20 protein-coding genes and 4 pseudogenes are annotated in these 21,874 nt (G+C 68.3%); 13 read left to right on the top strand and 11 right to left on the bottom strand.

The features are described 5' to 3' along the window. Positions 1-251: 251 nt before the first annotated feature. Positions 252-2,072: a hypothetical protein gene (locus R6V09_RS17700; RefSeq protein ID WP_317882377.1), complete on the bottom strand. Its 1,821-nt coding sequence runs from the start codon at positions 2,070-2,072 to the stop codon at positions 252-254. Positions 2,073-2,248: 176 nt separating this feature from the next. Here R6V09_RS17700 and R6V09_RS17705 point away from each other — a divergent pair, with 176 nt between their 5' ends. After that, positions 2,249-2,743, top strand: coding sequence for a hypothetical protein (locus R6V09_RS17705; RefSeq protein ID WP_317882378.1), 495 nt, complete (start codon positions 2,249-2,251; stop codon positions 2,741-2,743). Between the two features lie 49 nt (positions 2,744-2,792). On the opposite strand, the gene R6V09_RS17710 is transcribed toward R6V09_RS17705, so the two are convergent. From R6V09_RS17710 to R6V09_RS17720, 3 genes are all read right to left on the bottom strand, one after another. Further along, positions 2,793-4,331, bottom strand: a complete 1,539-nt coding sequence (locus R6V09_RS17710) for a terminase large subunit domain-containing protein (RefSeq protein WP_317882379.1) — start codon at positions 4,329-4,331, stop codon at positions 2,793-2,795. Then, positions 4,328-4,864, bottom strand: a complete 537-nt coding sequence (locus R6V09_RS17715; RefSeq protein ID WP_317882380.1) for a hypothetical protein — start codon at positions 4,862-4,864, stop codon at positions 4,328-4,330. The genes R6V09_RS17710 and R6V09_RS17715 overlap by 4 nt, the downstream gene beginning before the upstream one ends. Before the next feature lie 296 nt (positions 4,865-5,160). Beyond that, the gene (locus R6V09_RS17720) at positions 5,161-6,282 is read right to left on the bottom strand and encodes an IS630 family transposase (RefSeq protein WP_317882381.1); all 1,122 of its coding nucleotides are present in this window, start codon (positions 6,280-6,282) and stop codon (positions 5,161-5,163) included. Positions 6,283-6,350: 68 nt separating this feature from the next. On the opposite strand from R6V09_RS17720, the gene R6V09_RS17725 reads away from it, so the two are divergent. Together R6V09_RS17725 and R6V09_RS17730 are read left to right on the top strand one after the other, a co-directional pair. After that, positions 6,351-6,659, top strand: a complete 309-nt coding sequence (locus R6V09_RS17725; protein ID WP_317882382.1) for an immunity 53 family protein — start codon at positions 6,351-6,353, stop codon at positions 6,657-6,659. 158 nt (positions 6,660-6,817) lie between these two features. Then, entirely contained in the window at positions 6,818-7,348 is a 531-nt protein-coding gene (locus R6V09_RS17730; RefSeq protein WP_317882383.1) for a hypothetical protein, read from the top strand. Here R6V09_RS17730 and R6V09_RS17735 read toward each other — a convergent pair. After that, positions 7,305-7,703 (bottom strand): transposase, encoded by a 399-nt coding sequence (locus R6V09_RS17735; RefSeq protein WP_317882384.1) that lies wholly within the window; start codon positions 7,701-7,703, stop codon positions 7,305-7,307. The genes R6V09_RS17730 and R6V09_RS17735 overlap by 44 nt on opposite strands. Between R6V09_RS17735 and R6V09_RS17740 the strand changes: the two genes are divergently transcribed. Continuing rightward, entirely contained in the window at positions 7,693-8,220 is a 528-nt protein-coding gene (locus tag R6V09_RS17740; protein ID WP_317882385.1) for a transposase, read from the top strand. The two genes, R6V09_RS17735 and R6V09_RS17740, sit on opposite strands and share 11 nt — an antisense overlap. Here the strand turns inward: R6V09_RS17740 and R6V09_RS17745 are convergent. The 3 genes and pseudogenes from R6V09_RS17745 to R6V09_RS54620 form a co-directional block, all read right to left on the bottom strand. Continuing rightward, on the bottom strand, positions 8,150-8,698 hold the full coding sequence (locus tag R6V09_RS17745) for a hypothetical protein (protein WP_317882386.1): 549 nt from the start codon (positions 8,696-8,698) through the stop codon (positions 8,150-8,152). The two genes, R6V09_RS17740 and R6V09_RS17745, sit on opposite strands and share 71 nt — an antisense overlap. A gap of 221 nt (positions 8,699-8,919) precedes the next feature. After that, positions 8,920-9,405: a hypothetical protein gene (locus R6V09_RS17750; protein ID WP_317882387.1), complete on the bottom strand. Its 486-nt coding sequence runs from the start codon at positions 9,403-9,405 to the stop codon at positions 8,920-8,922. Positions 9,406-9,430: 25 nt separating this feature from the next. Beyond that, positions 9,431-9,699 (bottom strand): annotated as a pseudogene (locus R6V09_RS54620) (IS701 family transposase); the annotation flags it as partial. Positions 9,700-9,920: 221 nt separating this feature from the next. Here R6V09_RS54620 and R6V09_RS17755 point away from each other — a divergent pair. From R6V09_RS17755 to R6V09_RS54630, 5 genes and pseudogenes are all read left to right on the top strand, one after another. After that, positions 9,921-11,717: a coagulation factor 5/8 type domain-containing protein gene (locus tag R6V09_RS17755; RefSeq protein WP_317882388.1), complete on the top strand. Its 1,797-nt coding sequence runs from the start codon at positions 9,921-9,923 to the stop codon at positions 11,715-11,717. A 278-nt stretch (positions 11,718-11,995) separates the two neighbouring features. Next, complete coding sequence (locus R6V09_RS17760; protein WP_317882389.1) at positions 11,996-14,605, top strand: glutaminase domain-containing protein; 2,610 nt, start codon at positions 11,996-11,998, stop codon at positions 14,603-14,605. A gap of 559 nt (positions 14,606-15,164) precedes the next feature. Beyond that, a complete protein-coding gene (locus R6V09_RS17765; RefSeq protein ID WP_317882390.1) occupies positions 15,165-15,701 on the top strand; it encodes a GNAT family N-acetyltransferase in 537 nt (178 codons plus the stop codon). Between the two features lie 126 nt (positions 15,702-15,827). Beyond that, positions 15,828-16,064: pseudogene (locus R6V09_RS54625) on the top strand (SDR family NAD(P)-dependent oxidoreductase); the annotation flags it as partial. 44 nt (positions 16,065-16,108) lie between these two features. After that, positions 16,109-16,483: pseudogene (locus R6V09_RS54630) on the top strand (SDR family oxidoreductase); the annotation flags it as partial. 99 nt (positions 16,484-16,582) lie between these two features. Here the strand turns inward: R6V09_RS54630 and R6V09_RS17770 are convergent. Continuing rightward, positions 16,583-17,572 (bottom strand): helix-turn-helix domain-containing protein, encoded by a 990-nt coding sequence (locus tag R6V09_RS17770; protein ID WP_317882391.1) that lies wholly within the window; start codon positions 17,570-17,572, stop codon positions 16,583-16,585. A 244-nt stretch (positions 17,573-17,816) separates the two neighbouring features. Between R6V09_RS17770 and R6V09_RS17775 the strand changes: the two genes are divergently transcribed. The 4 genes from R6V09_RS17775 (at position 17,817) to R6V09_RS54635 (ending at position 20,519) form a co-directional block, all read left to right on the top strand. Continuing rightward, the gene (locus tag R6V09_RS17775; protein WP_317882392.1) at positions 17,817-18,254 is read left to right on the top strand and encodes an ester cyclase; all 438 of its coding nucleotides are present in this window, start codon (positions 17,817-17,819) and stop codon (positions 18,252-18,254) included. A gap of 77 nt (positions 18,255-18,331) precedes the next feature. Further along, on the top strand, positions 18,332-19,108 hold the full coding sequence (locus R6V09_RS17780) for an SDR family NAD(P)-dependent oxidoreductase (protein ID WP_317882393.1): 777 nt from the start codon (positions 18,332-18,334) through the stop codon (positions 19,106-19,108). A 686-nt stretch (positions 19,109-19,794) separates the two neighbouring features. Next, a complete protein-coding gene (locus R6V09_RS17785) occupies positions 19,795-20,106 on the top strand; it encodes an ArsR/SmtB family transcription factor (protein WP_266645521.1) in 312 nt (103 codons plus the stop codon). 86 nt (positions 20,107-20,192) lie between these two features. Continuing rightward, complete coding sequence (locus tag R6V09_RS54635) at positions 20,193-20,519, top strand: hypothetical protein (protein ID WP_442810077.1); 327 nt, start codon at positions 20,193-20,195, stop codon at positions 20,517-20,519. Between the two features lie 20 nt (positions 20,520-20,539). Here the strand turns inward: R6V09_RS54635 and R6V09_RS17800 are convergent. Together R6V09_RS17800 and R6V09_RS17805 are read right to left on the bottom strand one after the other, a co-directional pair. Beyond that, a pseudogene (locus R6V09_RS17800) lies at positions 20,540-21,140 on the bottom strand (IS5 family transposase); the annotation flags it as partial. Positions 21,141-21,179: 39 nt separating this feature from the next. Next, on the bottom strand, positions 21,180-21,874 hold a 695-nt coding region (locus R6V09_RS17805; protein ID WP_317882394.1), incomplete at its 5' end, for an IS3 family transposase.

A 21,874-nucleotide genomic window follows, 5' to 3' on the forward strand; every position in this document is an offset into this window, starting at 1 on the left:
GATCCCCTCACGGAACTGCCGGCGCTCGTCCGACAGACCACCACCCTGCGCATACCTCATAAGAGACGGCGTACCGCGAGGATCAAGCTCTGTCAGCGGCTACGACAACCCGCGTTCAAGCTCAGTAATGGCCGCCTTCGACAAACCCAGCGTGCGCGTACAGAGGCACCGGTGCTCGCCGATTAGGCTGATCGGGTGACTCTTTGCCGGTCGGCTGGCGACCCCGCATCTACGTACGTACAATGTGGCGCTCACTGCGACGGCACGAGCGGAACCGCTGGAACGTCCGAGGCGCTCTCGGGCAGTCCGAGGTATGCGCGTACAGCGGCGTTGTCGCCTGTCGCATCGGCGAGCCGGGAGGCTGCATCGAAGGCTCGGGCCTGAATCCGTTCGATTTCCTGCTGTGCGTCATCAATGGGGTATCCGGCGTCCTGAAGCATCCGAACGCCGGTCTCGACCGACAGCACACCCGCGCTCACGCCCTTGACCACCTCGTCGAGGACGGCGGCGCGATCGGTAGGGGTGTGCGGTCCCCACATCAGCCGTGTGGGCAGAGATTCCCCTGCGGGCCAGCCTTCGGCCTGTCCGGCTTGGTGGAGACGCTGCACCATGCGCAGCAGTACGGCGTACTTGTGGTCACGGACCAGGCGCATGGCGGCGACGAGCGAGTCGAGCGGGCCCAATGCGAGCTGTAGTGCGTACCCGGACGGCAGCGCGGTGGGATCTAGGATGCCGAGGCCGGCGGCGGTGAGGCGGCTGTTCGCTGCGATCCGGTCGAGGATGTGGTCGACGCGGGCCCGAAGTTCGGCGAGTTGGGCCGAAGTGTCGAGGACGTCCATGCGCCCGTTGTCGTTGAGCTGCCACACCGTCCCAGCCCGGACTTTCACTGGTAGCGGTTGGCCGGTCGCTCGGTCGATGGGCAACCGGGCTCCCGCGAGGCCGATGATCGGCGAGCCGGTGGTGGCCGACGCGCCGGAGCCGTCGGTGTCGGTCGCGGACAGCTCGTCCAGGGCCTGGAGGACGGTGGCCACGGTCGGCTTCCCCCAGTGCTCTCCACTGGCAGGGATGCTGTTCGTGATGTGGACGACGGGTATGAAGTCCACCATCAGGTCGAGCCTGTCGAGGACTTCGCCGTCCGAGCGGACTCGGTACCGGGCCTTGTGCATCGGCAAGTCGTACAGCAGGTCGGCGTGTATGAGGTCGTCCAGGTCCCATTCCGCGTCGGTGAGGAAGCACGTCCACGGTGAGGGCCGGTTAGGCGCCCACGGGTATGCGCGGGTGATGATGCCGGTGTCGGCGTTGCGTGCGTCGCCCTTCACCAGGATCGGGTCGCCGCTGTCGGTGTACAGATACTCGCGTGCCGGGCTGCCGTCCTTCGCGGCGCCGCGCCGACTGGCTGGGTTGATCGGGCCGAGTTCGTAGGTGACGCGCCGAAGCCTCGTCTTGAGCCCGCGCCGTTTGTCCTCGGGCAGTTCCCACGCCAGGTGAACGCGCAGCGGGAACTCGGCTCCGTCCTGCTCTCCGTCCTCCGGCCACTCCGGGAAGTACAGGCCCGGGTCCCAAGTGCGCAGCAGGGCCCGTCCTTTCGCGGGTTCCCAGGCCAGAGCGTAGACGGCGTCGCCCAGCAGGATGGCGGTTCGCTCGGCCTGCTGAAGGCGCAGCGGCAGCAGCTCCTTCTCCGCCCACGCCCTGAGCTTGTCCTGTACGGCCAGCGCCGCGGCCGCCTCGGCGGTCGGCTCGTCGTCGGTGTGCTCCGCGCCCGCGACGCTGATGACCTGCTGGGAGCCGAGGAGGTAGCCGAGCGCGGTGTCGACCAGCTTGGAGGCGTCGCCGAGTTCCCTCCGCTCGATGCCTGCTTCGTCAGCGCCAGTCAGGGCGGCGAACTGGCCAGCCTGGTTGGAGTCGTACGCGGCCAGGAGCCGGTAGGCGGCCAGGCGTCGTAGGTCCTCGTCGGGCACCCAGGAGCGGGTGAGTTCCGCCCAGGTGTTACGGCCCGGTCGGCGCGGGTCGGACATGGCTGGCTTGTAGTCCAGCCAGCTCCAGACGTCGGTGATCAGCTCGCGCAGGCCCACAGTGCCCCTCCGGCAGTCGGCCCCGCGCCGCAAGATCAGGTTACGGCCTTGTCGTGCCCGCCTCTCTCCGTGCGGGTACGGCATCGTCGTAGCCCGGGAATCACAATCCGCCTAATCGGAAGGCTGATGCGTGGTAAGACTTCCGTTCCAGTTTCACCCAGTTGGGGATTGAGCTCATGTCAACAGCAGGAACAACGCAACAGATCCCGTGGACCAGCATCGTCCTCGTCATCATCGGCATCTCCACGTTCGTATCTGGCCTTGTGACGATCACGTGGAACTTCGTCTCTTGGCGCTGGTCAGGGGCCAACGTGAAACCGACGGTGTCTTTCCTCAACGTGATCTCGGTGGGATCTTCACCAGTACCCGTCATCTGCATCACCGCGGCCAACAAGGGGCGCGGATCTTGCCAGGTGACGACTTGGTGGTTCGAGGACTCGGCTGGCATGGGCTCCGTCATCATCAATCACGAGCCGGGTTCCGCGCCCTTGCCCGTCACGCTGGACGGGCTGCATGAGGTGTCCTGGATGGTTCAAGAGCGTCCCGTGGTCAAGAGCTTCAACGAGAAAGGCGTCACTCGCATCAGGCCGGTAGTCAAGATCGGCTCCGGGAAGCAGTTTGAAGGCGAGTGGATCGATGTCCCCACGGCTCCAACAAGCAGCAAGCCCTAACTGCCGGGCAGTTTCCTCTTGGGGCAGTTTCCGCAGGGGTGGGACAGGCTCATCGGCGACCGTCGAAGCGATCGTCATCGGTGTCGGCGGGCAGGGTATCGAGCTGGTCGGGGTCGGCCAGTTCGGTCAGTCCGTGAACGGCGGCGTCCATACGGTCGGGGCTGTCCATTCCCTCGACCCAGGTGACCATCTGGCCTTCCAGCTCGGGGTATTCGCCGACGTGGTGTACGAGCTGCTGTTCGTACAGCTGGGCCACGGGAGCAGCGCGGAGGCGTTTGCCGACCTTGGCGGTGACCTCCAGGATCATGGGCATGAGCAGGCCCTTGGTGACGCCCTCGCGGCGCAGCTGCTCCCACGCCTGGGTGACGATCTGCCGCGCCATGTCGCCGCCGTAGTTCTTCTCGACCACGATCGCGTCGGCCTTGAGTTCGAGGGCGAGACGGCATGCGGCCAGGCCCCAGTCGTTGGCGCCCATCGATCCGGATCGGTCGGCCAAAACGTACAGCTGCCGGTCGAAGTCGCGGCCGACGCCGATGACGCCCGTCTCGTCGCCGACCGTGGACTCTCCGCCGGCGGGGTCGACGGCGACGACGATGCGCGCCATGTCGAGGCCGGAGAACTGGACGGCGTTGATACGGGCGGTCTCGATCCACTCCCGCCTCCAGACGCCTCCCTCCGGCGGCCGAGGCTTCTGCAAGTAGAGGGCGGCCCAGACACGTTCGCCGACTCGCTTGCGGGTCTTGGCGTGGTGGGTGACGTCGAAGCGTTCGGGCCACAGCGCCTCACCAGGAGCGCGGCCGAGCGGGTCGTCGGAGCTGTCGGCGATGGCGGGCAGGTCGATGACCCGCCAGGCGTCACGCTCGGTGGCGAGGATGCGTCCGGCGAGGTCGTCCTCATGCCACCGGGTCTGGATGAGGCAGATGGCGCCGACGGGTTCGAGTCGGGTCTGCAGTACCGAAGTCCACCAGTCCCAGGCGCGCTTGCGCATGGTGGGGCTGTCGGCGTCGGCCATGTCCTTGACCGGGTCGTCGACGATGGCGATGTGTGCGCCGCGTCCGGTGAGGCCGCCGCCGATACCGGCCGCGAGGAGGCCGCCTTCGCCGCCGACGATGTCGAAGCGGTTGGCGGCCTGGCTGCCTGCCTTGAGCTGGATGCCGAGGTCGTCGTCCCACGTGTTGATGGCGTCCCTGATCCACCGGCCGTGGTCGTCGGCCAGGTCAGCGGAGTAGCTGGCGATCATCATGCGGTGGCCGGGGTTGCGCCGCAGGTACCAGAGGGGCGCCCATCGGGAGGCCCGTCGGCTCTTGCCGTGCCGCGGGGGGATGGTCAGCATCACGCGGTCGCATCGGCCTGCGGCCATGTCGATGAACGCGCGGTCGATGAGATCCAGGTGCGGGGCCTGCATCTCGCGCCCGCCGGTGAGGACGGCGGCGAGTGCGCCTGGCGAGCGGTCCATGGCGAGTTGGCGTTCGACGCGCACCAACTCGGCGCGCAGCGTGGGAGATGCGGCCCGTGCGATGGTGCGGCGCTGCGCGGGCGGAAGGGTCTTGTAGTGGGCTATAACGCTTTCGTGGTCGCGCGGGGTCATTCGCCGTCCGGATCGGTGAGCGCGATCAGGGCGTCGAGTTCGTCGACGGTTACGTCCTCGACCTGGACCGGTCCGCCGTCCGGGCCTGACAGTTCCGTACGTACGGGCATGTCGAGGCCGAGCAGCCGGGCGCGACGTTCCATGATCCGCAGGGTGCGGTCGATGGCGCCGAGGTCCTGGTCCCGGACGGCCTTCTTGTAGGCGACGAAGAACAGCCGGTCGAGGCGGTCAGCTTCCAGCGCGCGCAACTCGTCTACGTCGTCGTTGAGTTCAGCGCGGCGGTCGGCGAGCGCGGTGCGAACGTCCCGGCAGGCGGTATGAATCAGGGCCTCGTTGGTGGGCGGGTCCTGGTTCTTGCGATACCGCTCGACTCCGTACCCCTGCGGGTAGGCGATGCCATCGGAGTTGACGGCCGGGTCGGCGGCGAGCTTGCGGGCGATCGTCAACCAGTCCACACCGGCGAGGCGTAGATCGATGGCGTCCGAGCGGCGGCGCGCGATGGCCGCACGCGCGGCTCTGTCGGGGCGTCCCACGGCGGGGGTCCTTCACAGCTCGGGTGCGCCCCCGCGCCCGAGTCCATGATCCCACTTCGTTACAGCTGCCCTGGTGCCACGGCGTCCAGCGGTGAGGTTCGCCTTGCACGATGGGTAGTCTGGTTGACCAGTCGACTTGCCCAATTCTGATTGGTGGCGTTCATGGCGTACGAAGTGGATGCGCCCAAGTACGTACGCCTCGCGCAGACGGTCCAACGCCGCATCGAGGCTGGCGCGTATCCACCTGGCACGAGGGTGCCTAGTGCTCTGACCGCGTAGGTTCACCGGGTTGCGGGTCATGCTGCGACGGCACGGGGGCGTCCTCCCCAGCGCAGGCCCTTCTCGCTGCGGATTCGGGCGCGTTCTCGTCGCTGGGCTGTGAGGACGTCGGGGTGGCGGGTGTTGGCGTTGCGCCAGCGCAGGTATGCGTGCAGTGCGCGGGTCTGGACAGTGTGGTTGGGGTGGTGGGAGTTGGCCAGGGTGAACTGCCGCAAGGGCCCGAAGTGGGCCTCGATCGGGTTCGCCCAAGAGGCGTTGGTCGGGGTGAAGCACAGCTCTACCCGGTGCTTCTGCGCCCAGGCCCGGATCGTGGCGCCCTTGTGAGCTGACAGGTTGTCCATGATCACGTAGATGGGTGCACCGTCGGGGCGGGCGGCGCGGATCGACTTCAACGCGGCCAGGGACTGCGCGGCGCCCTTGTGGCGGCGGTTGACGCCCCACAGGGTGTCGTCTCCGATCGAGTAGCAGCCGTGGAAGTAGGTGACGCCGTGGGTGCGATGGTAGGTAGCCGGGATCCGATGGGGTCGGTTCTGCGGCGCCCAGCAGGATCCTGCGGTGGGGCGGATCCCGAGCGGCCCGAACTCGTCGAACGCGAATATGCGGTCGGGTAAGTGCTCCAGGACGTGCTCGATGCGGTCCAGTTTGGCGTCTCGCTGCGGGTCGGTGGACTCCTTCCAGGTCTTGGTGCGCTGGAAGGTGATACCGCGTCGGGCCAGGAGACAGCGCAGGGCCTCGCGCCCGATGCGGATCACCCGTCCGTGAACTTTGCGCAAGTAGGCGGCGAGCTTACGGATCGACCAGCGGGTGAAGGGCTGACCGAGTCTGATCGGGCGGGTGGTGGCCGTCGCGACGACGAAGTCTTCGTCGTCAGCGTTGAGCAGGCGGGGACGGCCTCCCGCCCACTTGGGGTCCAAGCAGGCCAGGCCGATCTCGTTGAAGCGGTGGATGACATCGCGCACGGTGTCCTCGTCGGCTGCAACGAGTTGGGCGATGACCGGCACCCGGTTCCCGCCGGCCGACGCCAGCAGCATCATCGCGCGGCGGTAGCGCACCGAGCTGGTACTGCCCCGGCGCACGATCTGCTGCAGCCGCTGCCCCTCCTGGTCGGTCAGTCTGCGCACTCGTACCGGTTCTGCCATCGCTTCTCCCTGCCGGTTGGACCAGCCACGCCCGAGCCTGGCGCGCGACTCGCTTAGCATCTCCTGCCATGAGCGATCCGGAGCCTCTTCTTGACTGGCTGCAGAACTGGTACGCGCAGCAGTGCAACGGTGACTGGGAACACGAGTGGGGCGTGAAGATCGCCACGCTCGACAACCCCGGCTGGACCGTCAGCATCGACCTGGAGGAGACCGACCTGGAAGAACGCGAGTACCCCCGCCAGGAAATCAACCGCACCACGCAGGACTGGGTCTGGGCCTGGACCGCCGAGAAGACCTTCCACGCCGCGTGCGGCCCCGGAAACCTCACCGAGGCCCTCACGCTGTTCCGTACCTGGGCGACCACGATCGCTCCCTGAAGCGGCGCAGACCCCGGAGACACCAACCCGGTGAACCTATGCGGTCAGTGGTTGTTGTCTTTCCGGCATTGAGGGCTGCGTTTCCGCTGGTCAAGCATGGGGTCGGGGGTCTCGGGGAGTGGTGACGTGTCGAGTCGTCGCTCAGGTGGAGGTCGGGGATGCCGTCGGTCGTGGGGCTGCTGGAACAGCGTGAGCTGACCGCTCGCCGTCGCATGGACGAGCTGCGGGAGGAGGCCGACCGCATCCAGGCTGAGCTGGTCGTGGTCGAGCAGGAGTGGAACGAGTGGGTCATCGCCCGCTCGCGTGTCGGCGAGGTCCTGGCCCCGGGCGATGACGACGCCTGCGAGGAGCGGTCGGATCGCGGTGATCTGCCCGCAGCGCCCGGGACCTCGGGGGCCGCGAAGCCGAAATCGGTGGTGCCGATGTGGCGTGCGGGACTGGTCTGGTCGGCACTGTCGGCGGACTACCAGCGGATCCTTCAGGTTCTCGCGGACCGGAACCGTCTCGGTCAAGGACCGTTGACCTGCCAGGAGATGGCCGCCTGCTTCGGCCTGGACCCGGTGCCCGCGAAGATCGAGGCGTTGCGGTCGAAGGCGAAACGGCTGGTGGCCCGGGGCTGGCTGGTCGAGTCGGCGCCGGGCCGGTTCACGCTCGCGAAGAGCGTGGCCGGGCCAGGCGGCGGGTCATGAGCTGAGTCATCGACCAGTAGACCATCGCCTCCGCACTGCTGGTGGACCGCTCGAAGTCCCGCACGAGGCGGCGGCTTTGCATCAGATGGGCAAAGAACCGCTCCACGATCCAGCGCTTGGGCAGCACGACGAAGCCGCGCATGTCGTCGCTGCGCTTGACGATGGTGAGGACCAGGGCGAGGGCGGCGAGACAGTGTTCGACGAGGCTGCCGGTGTAACCGCCGTCGGCCCAGACCAGGGCCAGCAGGTGATGCGCGGCGGCGACCTGAGCCAGCAGGACCTGGGCCGCCGCACGGTCCCCGACATCCGCGCTGGTGACCATCACCGTGAGCAGGAGGCCGAGGGTGTCGACCACGGCGTGCCGCTTGCGGCCGTTGATGAGCTTCGCGTTATCCCGGTGCCGGGATAACGCGAAAAAGATCAACGGAAGGCGCCGGCACGTCATCACGGACAGTCTCGGCCTGCTGCTGATGGTCCTGGTGACGGCGGGGAACGTCACCGACCGCCAGGCTGCCCGCGGCATGTTGCCCCTGCTGCGGACGCGGTTCCCGAAGATCAGCCTGGTGTGGGCCGACGGCGGTTATGCGGGCCGCTTGGTCACCTGGGCGAAGGAGGAACTCCAGCTCACCGTGCAGATCGTCAAACGCAGCGACGACATGAAGGGGTTCGTGGTGCTGCCGAAACGCTGGGTGGTGGAGAGAACACTGGGGTGGCTGATGCGTTCGCGGCGTCTGGTGCGGGACTTCGAGACGCTGCCTGCGTCCAGCGAGGCATTCATCTACTTCTCGCAGGCCATACTCCTCATCCGCCGTCTCGCCCGCCCGGCGTCCCGGCCGGACCGGGAACAGTCTTGGTGGACTGCCGCGGCTTGAACCGTCCCGAAGGCAACACGGTCAGCCAGCCGCGCTCGGCCAGACGCCTCGCCCGAGAGCGCACCCCCTCGATCTTCGCCGGCACCAGCTCCAGTTCCAGCGCGGCCGCGATCTCCTTCGCCGAGATCCCTTCAACCTCTCCCGGACCGGATTCCACCAGCTCCACGATCCGCCGGTAGTCCGCGGAGAGCGCCTCCACCGTCATTGTCCGGTGCCACCGCGGCACGATCGACCCCGCGACCGGGACCCTGTCCTTCGCCACCGCGTCCTCGCGCGGTCCGGGAACGGTCGACTCGGCCTGTTCAGCAGGAGCGGCCACGGCCTCGGCGAGCTCCGCCAGCGCGATCACCCGGCGCTCCAACACCGTCTCCGCGAGGCCGAGTTCCGCCAGAATCCGGTCCGCCTCCGCCTGAAGCCCCTCCACCCGCACCCGGGCAGCCGCCTCCCGCTCCTCCAGCAAACCCATCACCGATGTCACCGGTCATCTCCGCATCGCCGAGCACGAACTGATCGTCCGAACCCTCCCGCAATGACACCGAAACCATGCCTGAGCAGCGGAAACTCAACGATCACATCCGGAAAGACAACGGCTTCTCATACTGTGCAGTGCCACGGACAGAGGCCCGAAGCCGTCTGCGGAAGTCACGTGCAGCGGCAGCAGCGCATCGCTGACTGGCCGTCTTTTGTCCACACACTTGCCTACCTGAGGTCGGAGAGAAGTGCGTCAAGTGCCTTCCCCAGAGCGTCGGCGTTGGCTGTGTCGAACCACGTGGTGCGGATGCGTTCGTTGGCTCCTTTTGGTGCCTCGTGGTCGGCTGCGAGCTGGTGCAGGGAGCGGGTCTCGTCGCTCAGGGCGCGCCCGACGCCCTGGAAGAGGCCGCGGACGTAGCGGTCGGCGTCCTCGGCGGGAATGCCCTGCCGGGCGGCCCAGGCGGTGAGCGTGGCCAGGTACCAGTAGTGGGTGGTCAGCGTGGCGGTCAGGGCCTGGTAGACGTTGAGGGTCGCTTCGTCCGCGACGGGGAGCGTTCCGCCGAGGTGGCCGAAGAGGTCGTCCACGGCCGGGTGGGAGGGGCAGGTCACGGTGACGGACTGCCGCTCGCGCGCGGCGGGCAGTGGGATGGCGCGCACCACGGGGGCGCCGGTGCCGAGGGTATGGCGCAGCTCGCTGATGGCGACGCCGGTCATGACGCTGACCACGACGCGGTCGCTGCTCCACGCGGCACGAGTCGACTCGCTCGCTGTCCCAGGTCGACTCGGCCACGGAGAACTGCGGCCGCCGCACCGCCGCATGCTGGGCGCCGACCACCGGTTCGGTGCCGTCGAGGCCGGTCAGCGTCTTGTTCCGATCCCTCGGCAGCAGCCCGGTCGAGTACGCGCGAAACCCCGCCACCGGGCCGGCGTCCCCAGCAGATCACCGAAGCGGGCCGCGTGCGCTTCCAACGGACCGGGCGCGGGTGGACACGGCAGCCGCTTGGTCATCTCAAGCTCCGCAGAGGTGAGTTGTGGCTCTCGTCTCCGGCGTACCGCCACTCCGACCCGCCGTCAACAAACCACCGCCGATTGATGTTCACTCGGCAACAACAAGTAGGGACTCCGGTCACAACTCTTGACGCGTGGTTCACACGGATGAAGCATGCATCGGCGAGAGAGCGCTCCCAATTCCCCCCACCGTTCATTTCCTGAACAGGAGAGTCGCCCCCATGCCGCCTTCCCCCGCAGACGCCTCGCCCTTCGGCCGAACTCCCCTTGCCCGCCGGTCGGTTCTCGGCGCCATGGCCGCGGCGGCGGCCGCGCCAGGGCTGCTCGCCCTGTCGTCGTCGGCGTCCGCCGCTCCCGAACGCGCCCTGGACCTGCCGGGAGGTGGCGATCTCGGCCCGAACGTCATCGTGTTCGACCCGTCGACCTCCGGTATCCAGGCCAAGCTGGACGAGATATTCGCCCAGCAGGAGACGGCGCAGTTCGGCACGGGCCGCTATCAACTGCTGTTCAAGCCGGGCACGTACAGCGGGCTCAATGCCCAACTCGGCTTCTACACCTCGATCGCCGGGCTCGGCCTGTCTCCCGACGACACCTCGATCAACGGGGACGTGACTGTCGACGCGGGCTGGTTCAACGGCAACGCCACCCAGAACTTCTGGCGTTCGGCGGAGAACCTCGCCCTCACCCCGGTCAACGGCACCAACCGCTGGGCGGTCGCGCAGGCCGCTCCGTTCCGGCGCATGCACGTACGCGGCGGCCTCAACCTCTCCCCCACCGGCTACGGTTGGGCCAGCGGCGGCTATATCGCCGACAGCCGGATCGACGGATCGGTCGGGCCGTACTCGCAGCAGCAGTGGTACACCCGCGACAGTTCGGTCGGCGGCTGGCTCAACGCCGTCTGGAACATGGTGTTCTCGGGCGTCGAGGGAGCCCCGGCGCAGAGCTTCCCGAGCCCGCCGTACACCACGCTCGACACGACACCCGTCTCCCGCGAGAAGCCCTTCCTCTATCTCGACGGAAGCGACTACAAGGTCTTCCTGCCCGAACTGCGCACCGACGCGCGCGGCACGACATGGGGCAGCGGCCCGCCCAGGGGCACCTCGGTTCCGCTGACCCAGTTCTACGTCGCCCAGCCCGGAGTGACCGCGGCCACCCTCAACGCGGCCCTCACCCAGGGCCTCCATCTCCTCCTCACACCCGGGATCTACCACCTCGACGAGCCGATCCAGGTCAACAGCGCGAACTCCGTTGTCCTCGGGCTCGGTTACGCCACCCTGATCCCCGACAACGGAGTCACGGCCCTGAAGGTCGCCGACGTCGACGGTGTACGACTCGCCGGTTTCCTGATCGACGCGGGCACGGTCAACTCCGACACGCTCCTGGAAGTCGGCCCCGCGGGAGCGTCGGCGGACCACTCGGCCAACCCGACCACCGTGCAGGACGTGTTCGTCCGGATCGGCGGCGCGGGCGCCGGCAAGGCCACGACCAGCATGGTGATCAACAGCCGCAACACCATCATCGACCACACCTGGGTCTGGCGCGCCGACCACGGCGACGGCGTCGGCTGGGACACCAACCGCGCCGACTACGGCATCGTCGTCAACGGCGACAACGTGCTGGCCACCGGCCTGTTCGTCGAGCACTTCAACAAGTACGACGTCCAGTGGAACGGCCAGGGCGGTCGCACGATCTTCTTCCAGAACGAGAAGGCGTACGACGCCCCGAACCAGGCCGCGATCCAGAACGGCGACATCAAGGGGTACGCGGCCTACAAGGTCGCCGACTCCGTGTCCACGCACGAGGCGTGGGGGCTGGGCAGCTACTGCTACTTCAACGTCGATCCTACGATCGTCCAGCACAACGGATTCGCCGTCCCGGACACCCCGGGCGTGAAATTCCACGACGTGATGGTCGTCTCGCTCGGCGGCCAGGGCCAGTACGAGCACGTGATCAACGAGACGGGCTCGCCGACCTCGGGAACGGACACGGTGCCGTCCACGGTGACCTCGTACCCCTAGACCGGACTGCCTCTTGGCCTGAACTCGGCCGTGCGGGGCGGGTGTTGCGCGAGGGCTGGACACCCGCCCTGTGCGGTGCTGTCATCCATCGACACCGCACTTTCCCTCGCTGGAAAGACAGTTGGCACAGCATCCCCCATGCGCCGGCCCGCCCCGCACACCGGGCCGTCCGCCGCCCCCGGTTCTGTCGGCACGAAGCAACGTTCTCCGTGACACCCCGTCAGCACGACCCGCTGACAACGATGTCGAACGCTCGTCGGCCCATCGAAGGAGCCTCCATGCCCCACCCCGAAGACGACGACCGCCCTCCCCTCACCACCGGGCTGTCACCGCTGTCCAGACGCGGCCTGCTGCGCTGGGGAGGAGTGGCCGCAGCAGGTGTCATGGGCGGCCTCGGCATCGGTGAGTCGCCCGCGCGTGCCGCCAACTCGGCTGCCGGCGCCGCCGCTTCGACGTTCAGCCCGCTGCGCCCACCCGCCACCCCCCTCGCCGTGCGATCCCCGTACCTGACCACCTGGCTGGCCGGGGACAGCCTCGCCGGCACCTGGCCCACCTTCTGGAACGGGCGGATCACCGCGCTGGCCGGCATCGCCCGGATCGACGGCACGCCGTACGTGTTCCTCGGCGCCCCGGCGCTGCCCGGCGGCCCCGCGCTCAGCACGATGACGCAGACGTCGCTGCAGCTCACGGCCACCCGGTCGATCTTCACGCTCACCGGGGGCGGCGTCACACTGACGGTCACCTTCTTCTCGCCCGTGGACCTCGGCAACCTGCAGCGCCAGTGCGTGCCACTGAGTTACATCAGCGTCCAGGCAGCCACCAGTGACGGGGCGAGCCACACCGTCGACATACACGTCGACGCCTCCGCCGAGTGGGTGCACGGCGACAGCTCCACCCAGGTCACCTGGGCCAAGCAGGCGACCGGCAGCATGACCGCCCTGACCTGCCAACCGTCCTCCCCGGGGGTGCTGGCCGAGAACAACGACCAGGCGTCGTGGGGTTCGCTGGTGCTGGCCGCCCCCACCGCGAGCGGGCTGACCTGGCAGATCGGCCAGGACACCGTCGTACGGGCGGCGTCCGCCGCGAACGGGACGCTGGCCGGCACCTCCGACACCGCCCAACCCCGGGCGATCAACGACCGCTGGCCCGTGCTGGGCCTCAACCAGAACCTGGGCACCGTCACCGCCTCCGCCCCCTCGGCGGTGTTCCAGATCGTCGTCGGCCATGTGCGCACCCCGGCGGTGAGCTACCTCGGCACCAACCTGAACCCGTGGTGGACGCACTACTGGAGCTCGTGGACCGCCATGCTCGACTGGTTCAACGGCGACCGCGCCGCCGCCCTGAGCGCCGCCGTCGCCTTCGACAAGGCGATCCACGACGACGCCGCCAGCGCCGCCGGCGGCGGTGACACCGGCGAACACTACGCGGCCGTCTGCGCCCTGGCGGTGCGTCAGGCCGTGGCCGGAACGGAACTCGTCGACCGCAACGGCTCGCCGTGGGCGATGCTCAAGGAGATCTCCTCCAACGGCAACTTCTCGACCGTAGACGTGATTTACCCGGCGTCCCCCGCCTACCTGCACCTCTCGCCCGCCTATCTGCGGCTACTGCTCGAACCGCACTTCTTCTACGCGGAGCACGCAGGCTGGCCCAAGGTGTACGCCGAGCACGACCTCGGCTCCAGCTACCCGAACGCGACCGGGCATCTGGACGGCAACGAGGAGGCCATGCCGATCGAGGAGTCCGCGAACATGCTGATCATGGCGGCGGCCGTGGCCCAGCGCCTTCCGGCGGCCGACGCGGCCTCCTTCGCCACCACGCACTACGCGATCCTCCACCAGTGGGCCGAGTACCTGGTGGCCAACGCCCTCGACCCGGAGAACCAGAACCAGACCGACGACTTCACCGGCTGGATCGCGCACAGCGCCAACCTCGCGCTCAAGGGCATCATCGGCATCGGCGCGATGAGCGTGGTCGCCAAGGCGGCGTCCAACTCCTCCGACGCGGCCCACTACTTGACGGTGGCCCGGGGCTACATCAGCCGGTGGGTCACCCTGGCCCAGGACTCCTCCGGCACGCACCTGAAGCTCGCCTACGACCAGGACGGCACCTGGAGCCTGAAGTACAACGGCTACGCGGACCGCCTGCTGGGCGTGGACCTGGTGCCCACCGGGGTGGCCGCGCAGGAGGCCGCCTGGTACCTGTCCAAGGCGGGCACGTACGGCGTGCTGCTGGACCCGCGCAACGACTACACCAAGACCGACTGGGAGTTGTGGACCGCGGCCTGGCTGGCCGACCACGCCGACGCCCGCACCATGCTGGTCAACGGTGTCTACGGCTTCGCCAACACCACGCCGTCCAGGGTGCCGTTCACCGACTGGTATGTCGTCGCCACCGGCGCCCAGCGGGGCTTCGCCGACCGGCCCGTGATCGGCGGCGCCCTCGCCCTGATGAACGCCCCGGCCGCCGACTCCGTCTCCTGGAAACGTATCCAGAACAAGAACTCCGGCAAGCTGCTCGCCGTCAGCGGCATGTCCCTGGCCGACAGCGCCGAGGTCACCCAGTACGAGGACAACGGCACCGCCGACCATCTGTGGACGGTGGTGGACAACGGTGACGGCACCGTCAAGATCTACAACCGCAACTCCGGCAAGCTGCTCGCCGTCCACAACCAGAGCCTCGACGACGGCGCCCACGTCCAGCAGTACAACGACAACGGCACCCAGGACCACCTCTGGCGCTTCGTCGACAACGGCGACGGCTGGATGAAGATCGTCAACGTGCACAGCGGCAAACTCATGGCCGTCGACGGAGCCTCCCAGGCCAACAGCGCCCAAGTGACCCAGTGGAACGACAACGGCACCCCCGACCACCTCTGGCGGCTCGTCTGATCCGGACCGTTCCTGCCCCACACAGAAATGAAGGAGCATTCCGACTGAAGCGGCAAGCCGACGCGACGAAGCTCGCGCCCCGGACCGAACGGGCCGCGGAGTGCTTCGGTGGTTCCTGATACGACTCGGCGCACGGCACCCTCGTCGTCGGCCTCACCGACACCGGTGGGGCCGCGGCCGATTCCGTACGGTCCACCGGCGCCACGGCCGTCCGGAGCCGGCACGTCGACCCCCACACCAGCAGCGCGGTGGCAGAGGGCCTCCGATCGCCGAGTGGCGGCGCTGGTTGCTGAACCGGTCGATCCATTCCCCAGTGGTGACCCGCATGCCGACAGCGGCGTGGTGAGCCCGCGTGGCCGAACCTGCCTACCGGCAGAAGCCGCTCCATGAACTCCCGCTCCTCGTCGGCGAGTTGCACACACGTCGCACATTCAAAGTCGGCAACCATCACACACCCACGCATAACCGAGCCCGCATTCGAACCACCCGGCAACTCACCCCCGCCGGCCCAGCAGCAGGCCATTGCCGCTCCTGAGACCCGCCCCCTAGGGTGGCGATCATGCGAAGTGGAGCCGCCGATCGCGCCCAACCGGTCCTGACCACCGAGCGCCTGACCTTGGCGCCGCTGGTCCCGGACCACACCGAGGGACTTGTCGCGCTGTTCGCGGACCCACAGGCCAGCCGCTATTTCCCGGTCGACTTCAGCGACGAACGGGCCGCGCGGGCACTTGTGACCAGCCGACTGGAATTCGCGGGCCCACCGGAACTGGGCTACTGGTCCTGGCTGTTGGACGGACAGGTGGTCGGGCTGGGACACCTGCAACCAGCCCGGGACCTACCCGGCGAACTCATCGAGACCGGCTGGTGCGTCCGGCCCGACCTATGGCGACAAGGCCTCGCCACCGAGGCAGTCCGGTCACTACTGGACTACGCGCTGTCGGACCTGCGCCTGCCCGCCGTATGGGCACTGGTCGACAGCGAGAACGCGCCAAGCATCAGGTTCGCCGACCGACTGGGATTCCTGTCCGTGGGCGAACGCCCGCTGCACGAAGGGATGGCCCAGGTCTTCGTCAGGCCGGCCGACCGTCCGCTGTAGGCGGCCCACGCCTCCCCGCGCGTATCAGCGCGGCACTGTGGTCCTCGTATACGGCCGGGCGCCACACGCACTCGATGCCGTTCGATCCGGCCTCGATCTACGGCAGTTGCTCCCAGGCCCAGGGCCTTGCCACGGGCCTGGGCCGCAGCCATACAGTTCCGGCGCACCACGGCCCTCATTCTGGCCCGGGCCGGCATGTTCGTTGTGGTCACCGGGCGCGACGAGAAGCGTGGGGAGGAAACCCGTCAGGCGATTCGTGACGCCGGGGGCTCCGCAGCGCTCGTTCCAGCCGACCTCCTTGATGCGGACGCGGTCCGTGAACTCGCAGAGGCCGCCACGGCTGCGGCAGGTGGCCCCATAGACGTGCTGGTCACAGCGCCGCGGCGCCGTACTAGCGGACGTGGGCCACCGAGTACGGGCGCCGCGGAGTACGGGCCGACGCCCTCGACCTCGGTGCCATTCGCACCCCGCGAGCGGACGAGGTCGCCCTCGACGTCCTTGAGGTCTACGGCGCCGCGATGCCGGCCGGGCGGCCTGGCGAGCCCGAAGGGGTGGCCGAGGTCGTTGCCTTCCTGGTTTCGCCCGCGGCCTCGTACATCCAGGGAGTCGTGCTCCCGGTCGACGGCGGCATGCACGTCACCTCACCTCACCCACCACGCCCCCGCCGGACGAACTCCCCGCCCCGGGCCCCGCGACACGCCGACGAGCACGCTCGGCCACTTCTCACACACGGTCGGCGGAGAAGACGCCAACTACCCTTTCACCGCGGCCCGTTCGTGTGATTCCGGGCGGGAGTCAGGGCCGTCCGAGCGGTCGACGACCGGTAGCGGGTGGCCTCGTACACCTCAGACGGAAGGCAGAGTGCAGGCGCTCCGTGCGCATCAGTTCTCCACCGGTGAAGTAGAGCGCGCATAGTCGGTCGGCGTCCGGCCATAGTGCTTCTTGAAGGCCCGGATGAAATGGCTGCTGTCCGCGAACTGCCAGTGGGCGGCGAGTTCGGAGACGGTCAGGCGGCCGTAGGGAGCGGTGAGGGCGAGTCGGGCTTCTTCCAGGCGGCGTTGGCGGATGTAGGCGGTCACCGATTCTCCGCCCGCGGCAAATGCCCGTTGCAGGCTGCGCACGGAGACATTGAGTTCGCGGGCCAGCATCGCGCCGGAGAGTTCGGGGTCGGTGAGGTGGTTGTCCGCCAGGTCCTTCGCGGCCTGGGCGAGTGCCAGGGCCAGTTGGGGTTCCGCGTCGTCGACCCGGCGTCTGGCCACCGCCTTGGCCAACTCGATGAGCGCGCCGTGCGCGGCTTGCACTCCGGCCGGGCTGAGGTCGGCGGCCGTCTCGTAGATCATGTTCGAGTGGGCCACCAGGAGGCGCACCTCGGCGGCGTCCGCCGGACCGCTGACGCCCTGTCGCTCGCCGAGCAGTGGTCTGAGCGTGGCGGCGGGCAGGACGAGGACCTTCGCCCTCGTGTCGGGCACCGTCTCGAAGTGCAGGGGTCGTCCGATGTGACGGATGAGGAACTGCCCGGCCCGCACGGTCTGTTCGTCGCGGGTGAGCGGCGCGCCCAGGGACCAGGAGCCGCTCCGGACGACATACATCCGTACCTGGTCCTCGACTCCGTTGAGGGGACCCTCGGTTCGGATGGCCGACGCGCCGTGGAGGTCGGTGACCGCCACGTCGCCCACCGTGGTGGCGCGGCTCCTGACCCGAAAGTCACGCATCGTGGCCGGGCTGAAGGTCGGCAACGGGAAGCCATCGCCGATCTCCGTCTCCCAGCCGTTGCGGAAAGCGTCGAACGCTCCCGGTCCGGCAGCCGAGGGGCCCGAATCTCCGGACGGCGCCCGGTCCGACCTGTCGGCCTCCGCTCCAGTGCGGTCCATCTGCGGTCGTCCCCAGCCTTCGTCGCTCCTGCGTCATCTGGCGCAGATGTTCTGCCGGGATGGCGCTCTGGTTCAAGCCTGTGCTGCAGCGATCTTCCTAGGCTTCATTGACAGAGACAACCCCCCGGCCCAGCAAGGAAGTTGCGTAGGAGGAGCTACTCATGAGCCGACCGGACACCGCCGGCGTTGTGGTCCTCACGGGCTGCCGATGCCCGCGAGCCGGAGCAAGAAAGGCAGTGACGTGATGGGGCAGCGATCCCACCAGGAACCCGACCAGGAGTCCAACGCGGACCGCATGCGGTACTTCGTCGAGCAGGTGCAGGAAAGGGGCCGGCTCGGCCTGATCGACGAGCTCGTACATCCCGGCTTCCGGAATCACACCGTCGAGCCGGGGCAGCGCGAGGACCGGGAGGGGATGCGCGCGATCATGGCCGCCCTGCACGATGCCTTCTCCGACCTGCGGGTCGAGGTCCTGCACTCCGTCGGGGACGGAGATCTCGTGGCCACCCACAAGCTGTTCCGCGGCCGTCACACCGGCGCCTGGTTCGGCGTCCCGCCGTCCGGCAACCGGGTCGAGTTCAGAGTGATGGACCTGGTCCACTACCGGGACGGGCAGCTCTTCGAGCACTGGGCCGTCGCCGACGCGGTGAGCCTGCTACGCCAGACCGGTGCCCTGCCGTAACCGCGTTCTCCCTTCATGGGCATCCCGTGCGCATCCCCTGCATATCCCTTCGCTACATGAGGAGTTGAGATTTTCCGATGGCTGAGAACACGTTCGCCGGCAAGGTCGTCATCGTCACCGGCGGTGGATCGGGCATCGGTGCGGCCACCGCTCACCGCTTCGCCGCCGAGGGCGCCACGGTGGTGATCATCGGCCGTACGCAGGCCAAGTTGGACGAAGTGGTGTCCGAGGCGCCGACGGGCTCGAAGCTGATCGCCCGGGTCGGTGACGTCTCGGACGAGGAGGGGATCACCAGACTGATGGATGCCGTGGCCCACGACCACGGCCGGTTGGACACGCTGGTCAACAATGCCGCGACCGTCGAGCCGTTGGGCACCGTGTCCGACATCGACGCGGCGGGCTGGCGACGCGTCATGTCCACCGACCTCGACGGAGTGTTCTACGCCTCCCGGGCCGCGCTCCCCCATCTGCGTGCCGTGGGCGGCAGCATCGTCAACGTCGGTTCGGCGTCCGGGCTCGGCGGTGACTGGGGCCTGGTCGCCTACGACGCCGCCAAGGGCGCGGTGACCAACCTGACCAACGCGATGGCGCTCGACCACGGCGCGGAAGGCGTGCGCGTCAACGCCGTTCATCCCAGCATGATCTCCACCGACATGACCGCGGGATTCCTGCAGAGCGAGACGATCGTCGCCGCCGCGCTCAACCGCGTACCGATGCGGCGCTTCGGTGAGCCCGCGGAAGCGGCTTCCGTCATCACGTTTCTGGCGAGTCCGGCGGCAAGCTATGTGAACGGGGCCCATATCCGCGTCGACGGGGGTCTCGGCGCGTCGAACGGCAATCCCCACATCGCGTAACGCCACGGCAGGCCGGACCGGCCCCACGAACCACGTCCACCGCGAGACGACCAACTCGCCCTCCCTGTCTGCCGTTTCGGCACACCCAAGACGACGTCCCCAGCTGCGAGCACGACGGCAATGGACTCAGAGGAAACAGCGTCCTTCGCCGCATCCGTGAGCGCGCCGAGAACACTCGGTTCGGCATTCGACATTCGGAATTCGGCATGGAGCCTCACCTCCGTCGTCGTCTGTATCGGCACGACTCCGGACCGGACCCACCAATTTTCTCTGGTCTGGTTCTACTCGCCGGGCAGTTGTCCTTTGGCAACGAAGTTGGTCGTGCGTCTCGCGCTGACCTGGGCGGACCGAGTTGGATGGCAAAGGCTGTTGCTGATCCTCCGGCTGTGATCGTTTTCGGGCTGTGCAGGGGCGAGTCGGTGGGTCCCGAGACGTGGTCGCGTTCGAGCCGACTCCGTGCGCCGCACGCAGGTGCAGGTACGGGGCTTCGTCCGAGAGTCACAGGATCATGAAGGGTGAGTGCTCGGCCAGCAGGAGCTTGCGCAGCGACGAGCGGATGCGCGACAGGATGTGGCGACGTGACGAGGCACGTGCAGACATGGCTCCCCCGGCAGCAGTAAGGTACGCACTGTTGCGTACCCGCAGAAAGGTACGCAACAGCGCGTACCTTGTCGAGGGGTGGAGTGATGGCGGCGGGCGAGTTGGCGCATCCTCGCGTTGAGGAGCTGGAAGTAGGGGCCATCCTTTTGGCGCTGGCTGATGCGAACCGGCGTCGGGTCGTGGCTGAACTGGCCGCGGGACCGGATGAGGAGCGGTTGTGTGCTTCCTTCGATCTGCCGGTGGGCAAGTCCAGTCGCACCCGTCACTGGCGCGTCCTGCGCGAGGCGGGGTTGGTGTACCAGCGCGATGCCGGGAACGGGCTGTACATGCGCCTGCGCAAAGAGGATCTGGACCGCCGCTTTCCGGGCCTGATCCAGGCCGTCATCTCGGCGGACTAGGCGTATCCGAAGCTGATCCAGTGTTGCCGACCTCGAACCATTCGGCCCCGAGAGATTCGGCAACTGCCGTGCCGGGGGCTCCGGTTGTGCCCAGAAATGATCACCTCGACTTCGTCGAGGAGTCCCCGAGCCGTTCCCTGGTGGGTGCCCGCGTCGCCGACGTCGGCGCGGGCACCGGAATCGCGACCTCCCTGCTCCGGCACTGGGCATTCGCCGCGCTGACCGCCTCACCCGGCGCACACGACCGCTACAACCGCCGACGGGACACGGGCGACGACTACCACGCGGCCCTTCGCAATCTGTTCAACCGCATCCTCGGCCAGCTCCACCACCGCCTGACGACCCGCCATAAGTTCGACGAGTCGATCGGCCTCGCTCCCACGGTCCTGCCTCCGCTCGCGACGGCTGCTTGACCGATAGCTGCATGGGGTGTCTTGTCGCCGCTGACGTGATCAGGCCGGGTGCACGGGTGACCGCCGCCCGGCCGTGGCACGCGAACGCGCTCCAGGACCGGAATTATCTGAGGTGCATCGCCCCACTGCCCGGCGTGACCAGCACTGCCAGGGGCCGACAGCCGCCGTCTGCGGCAAGATGAACCCTCGTGGTCAGGCCGCCCCTAGAGCGGCCAAGGGCCTCGTCGGGGTGGTGCCGAGCTGGCTGGATACGCTTCTTCGGACTCCGGGGCGGACGCCTTCGAGCCCCCCCGCGGCACGCTGACGTGCTCGGCAGGTAGTCGAGTCAACACCGACCATGCTCCAGCCGACGCGACCCTCCCTGTCTGCGTCGGCCTGCACGGCGCGCAGGGCTCTCGCCCAGGTGCCATCCGCCGACCAGCGTCGATGCCGGTCGTGACAGGTCTTCCACTTCCCGAAGCGCGTCGGCAGATCCCGCCAGGAGAGGCCCGTGCGCTGACGGAAGAGAATGCCGTTGATCACCTTGCGATGGCACTTCCACCGCCCACCTCGTCCCACGTTCATCGGAAGATGCGGCTCCAGCCGGGCCCACTGTGCGTCAGAACGATCACCCCGCCCCATGAGCTTGTTGCGCTTTGACGGACACCATCGGTGTGGTGGTCAGGCTGCGAGTGCGGTCTCGTATTCGGCGGGACTTCGGTAGCCGAGGCTGCTGTGCAGTCGGTGCAAGTTGTACCAGCCCTCGATGAAGTCGAAGATCGCGGTGCGGGCTGCGGCACGGCTGGGCCAGGAGCGCGTGTCGAGCAACTCCCGTTTGATGGTGGCGAAGAACGACTCGGCAAGCGCGTTGTCCCAGCACTGCCCGGTGCGACCGACGGACAGACGAACGCCCAACTCCGTTGCCAGGGCGGCGAATTGCTGACTGGTGTACTGACAGCCGCGATCCGAGTGAAAGATCACCGGCCGGGTGGGACGACGTCGGCGACATGCGGACCTCAGGGCGTCCGCGACCAGTTCGGTCCGCAGGTGGTCGGCGGTGGACCAGCCGACCACGCGGCGGGAGGCGATGTCGATGACGGTGGCCAGATAGAGCCAGCCCTCTTCGGTGGGAACGTAGGTGATGTCACCGCACCAGCGGGTGTCCAGGCCGTCCGGGTCGGGAGCGAAGTTGCGGACGACGAGGTCGGGCCGGGCGGCGGCCCGTGGGTCAGGGATGGTCGTCAGGTGGCGTCGCCTGCGGTGGCGGCCCTGCAGACCGGCGTCGCGCATCAGCCGGGCGATGCGGCGGCGTCCGCAGTCCTCGCCCTCGCGTTGCAGGACCGCATGGATGCGCGGGGCCCCGTAGGTTCCGCGGG

Origin of the sequence: Streptomyces sp. W16, from assembly GCF_033194735.1 — a bacterium.
GTDB lineage: Bacteria > Actinomycetota > Actinomycetes > Streptomycetales > Streptomycetaceae > Streptomyces.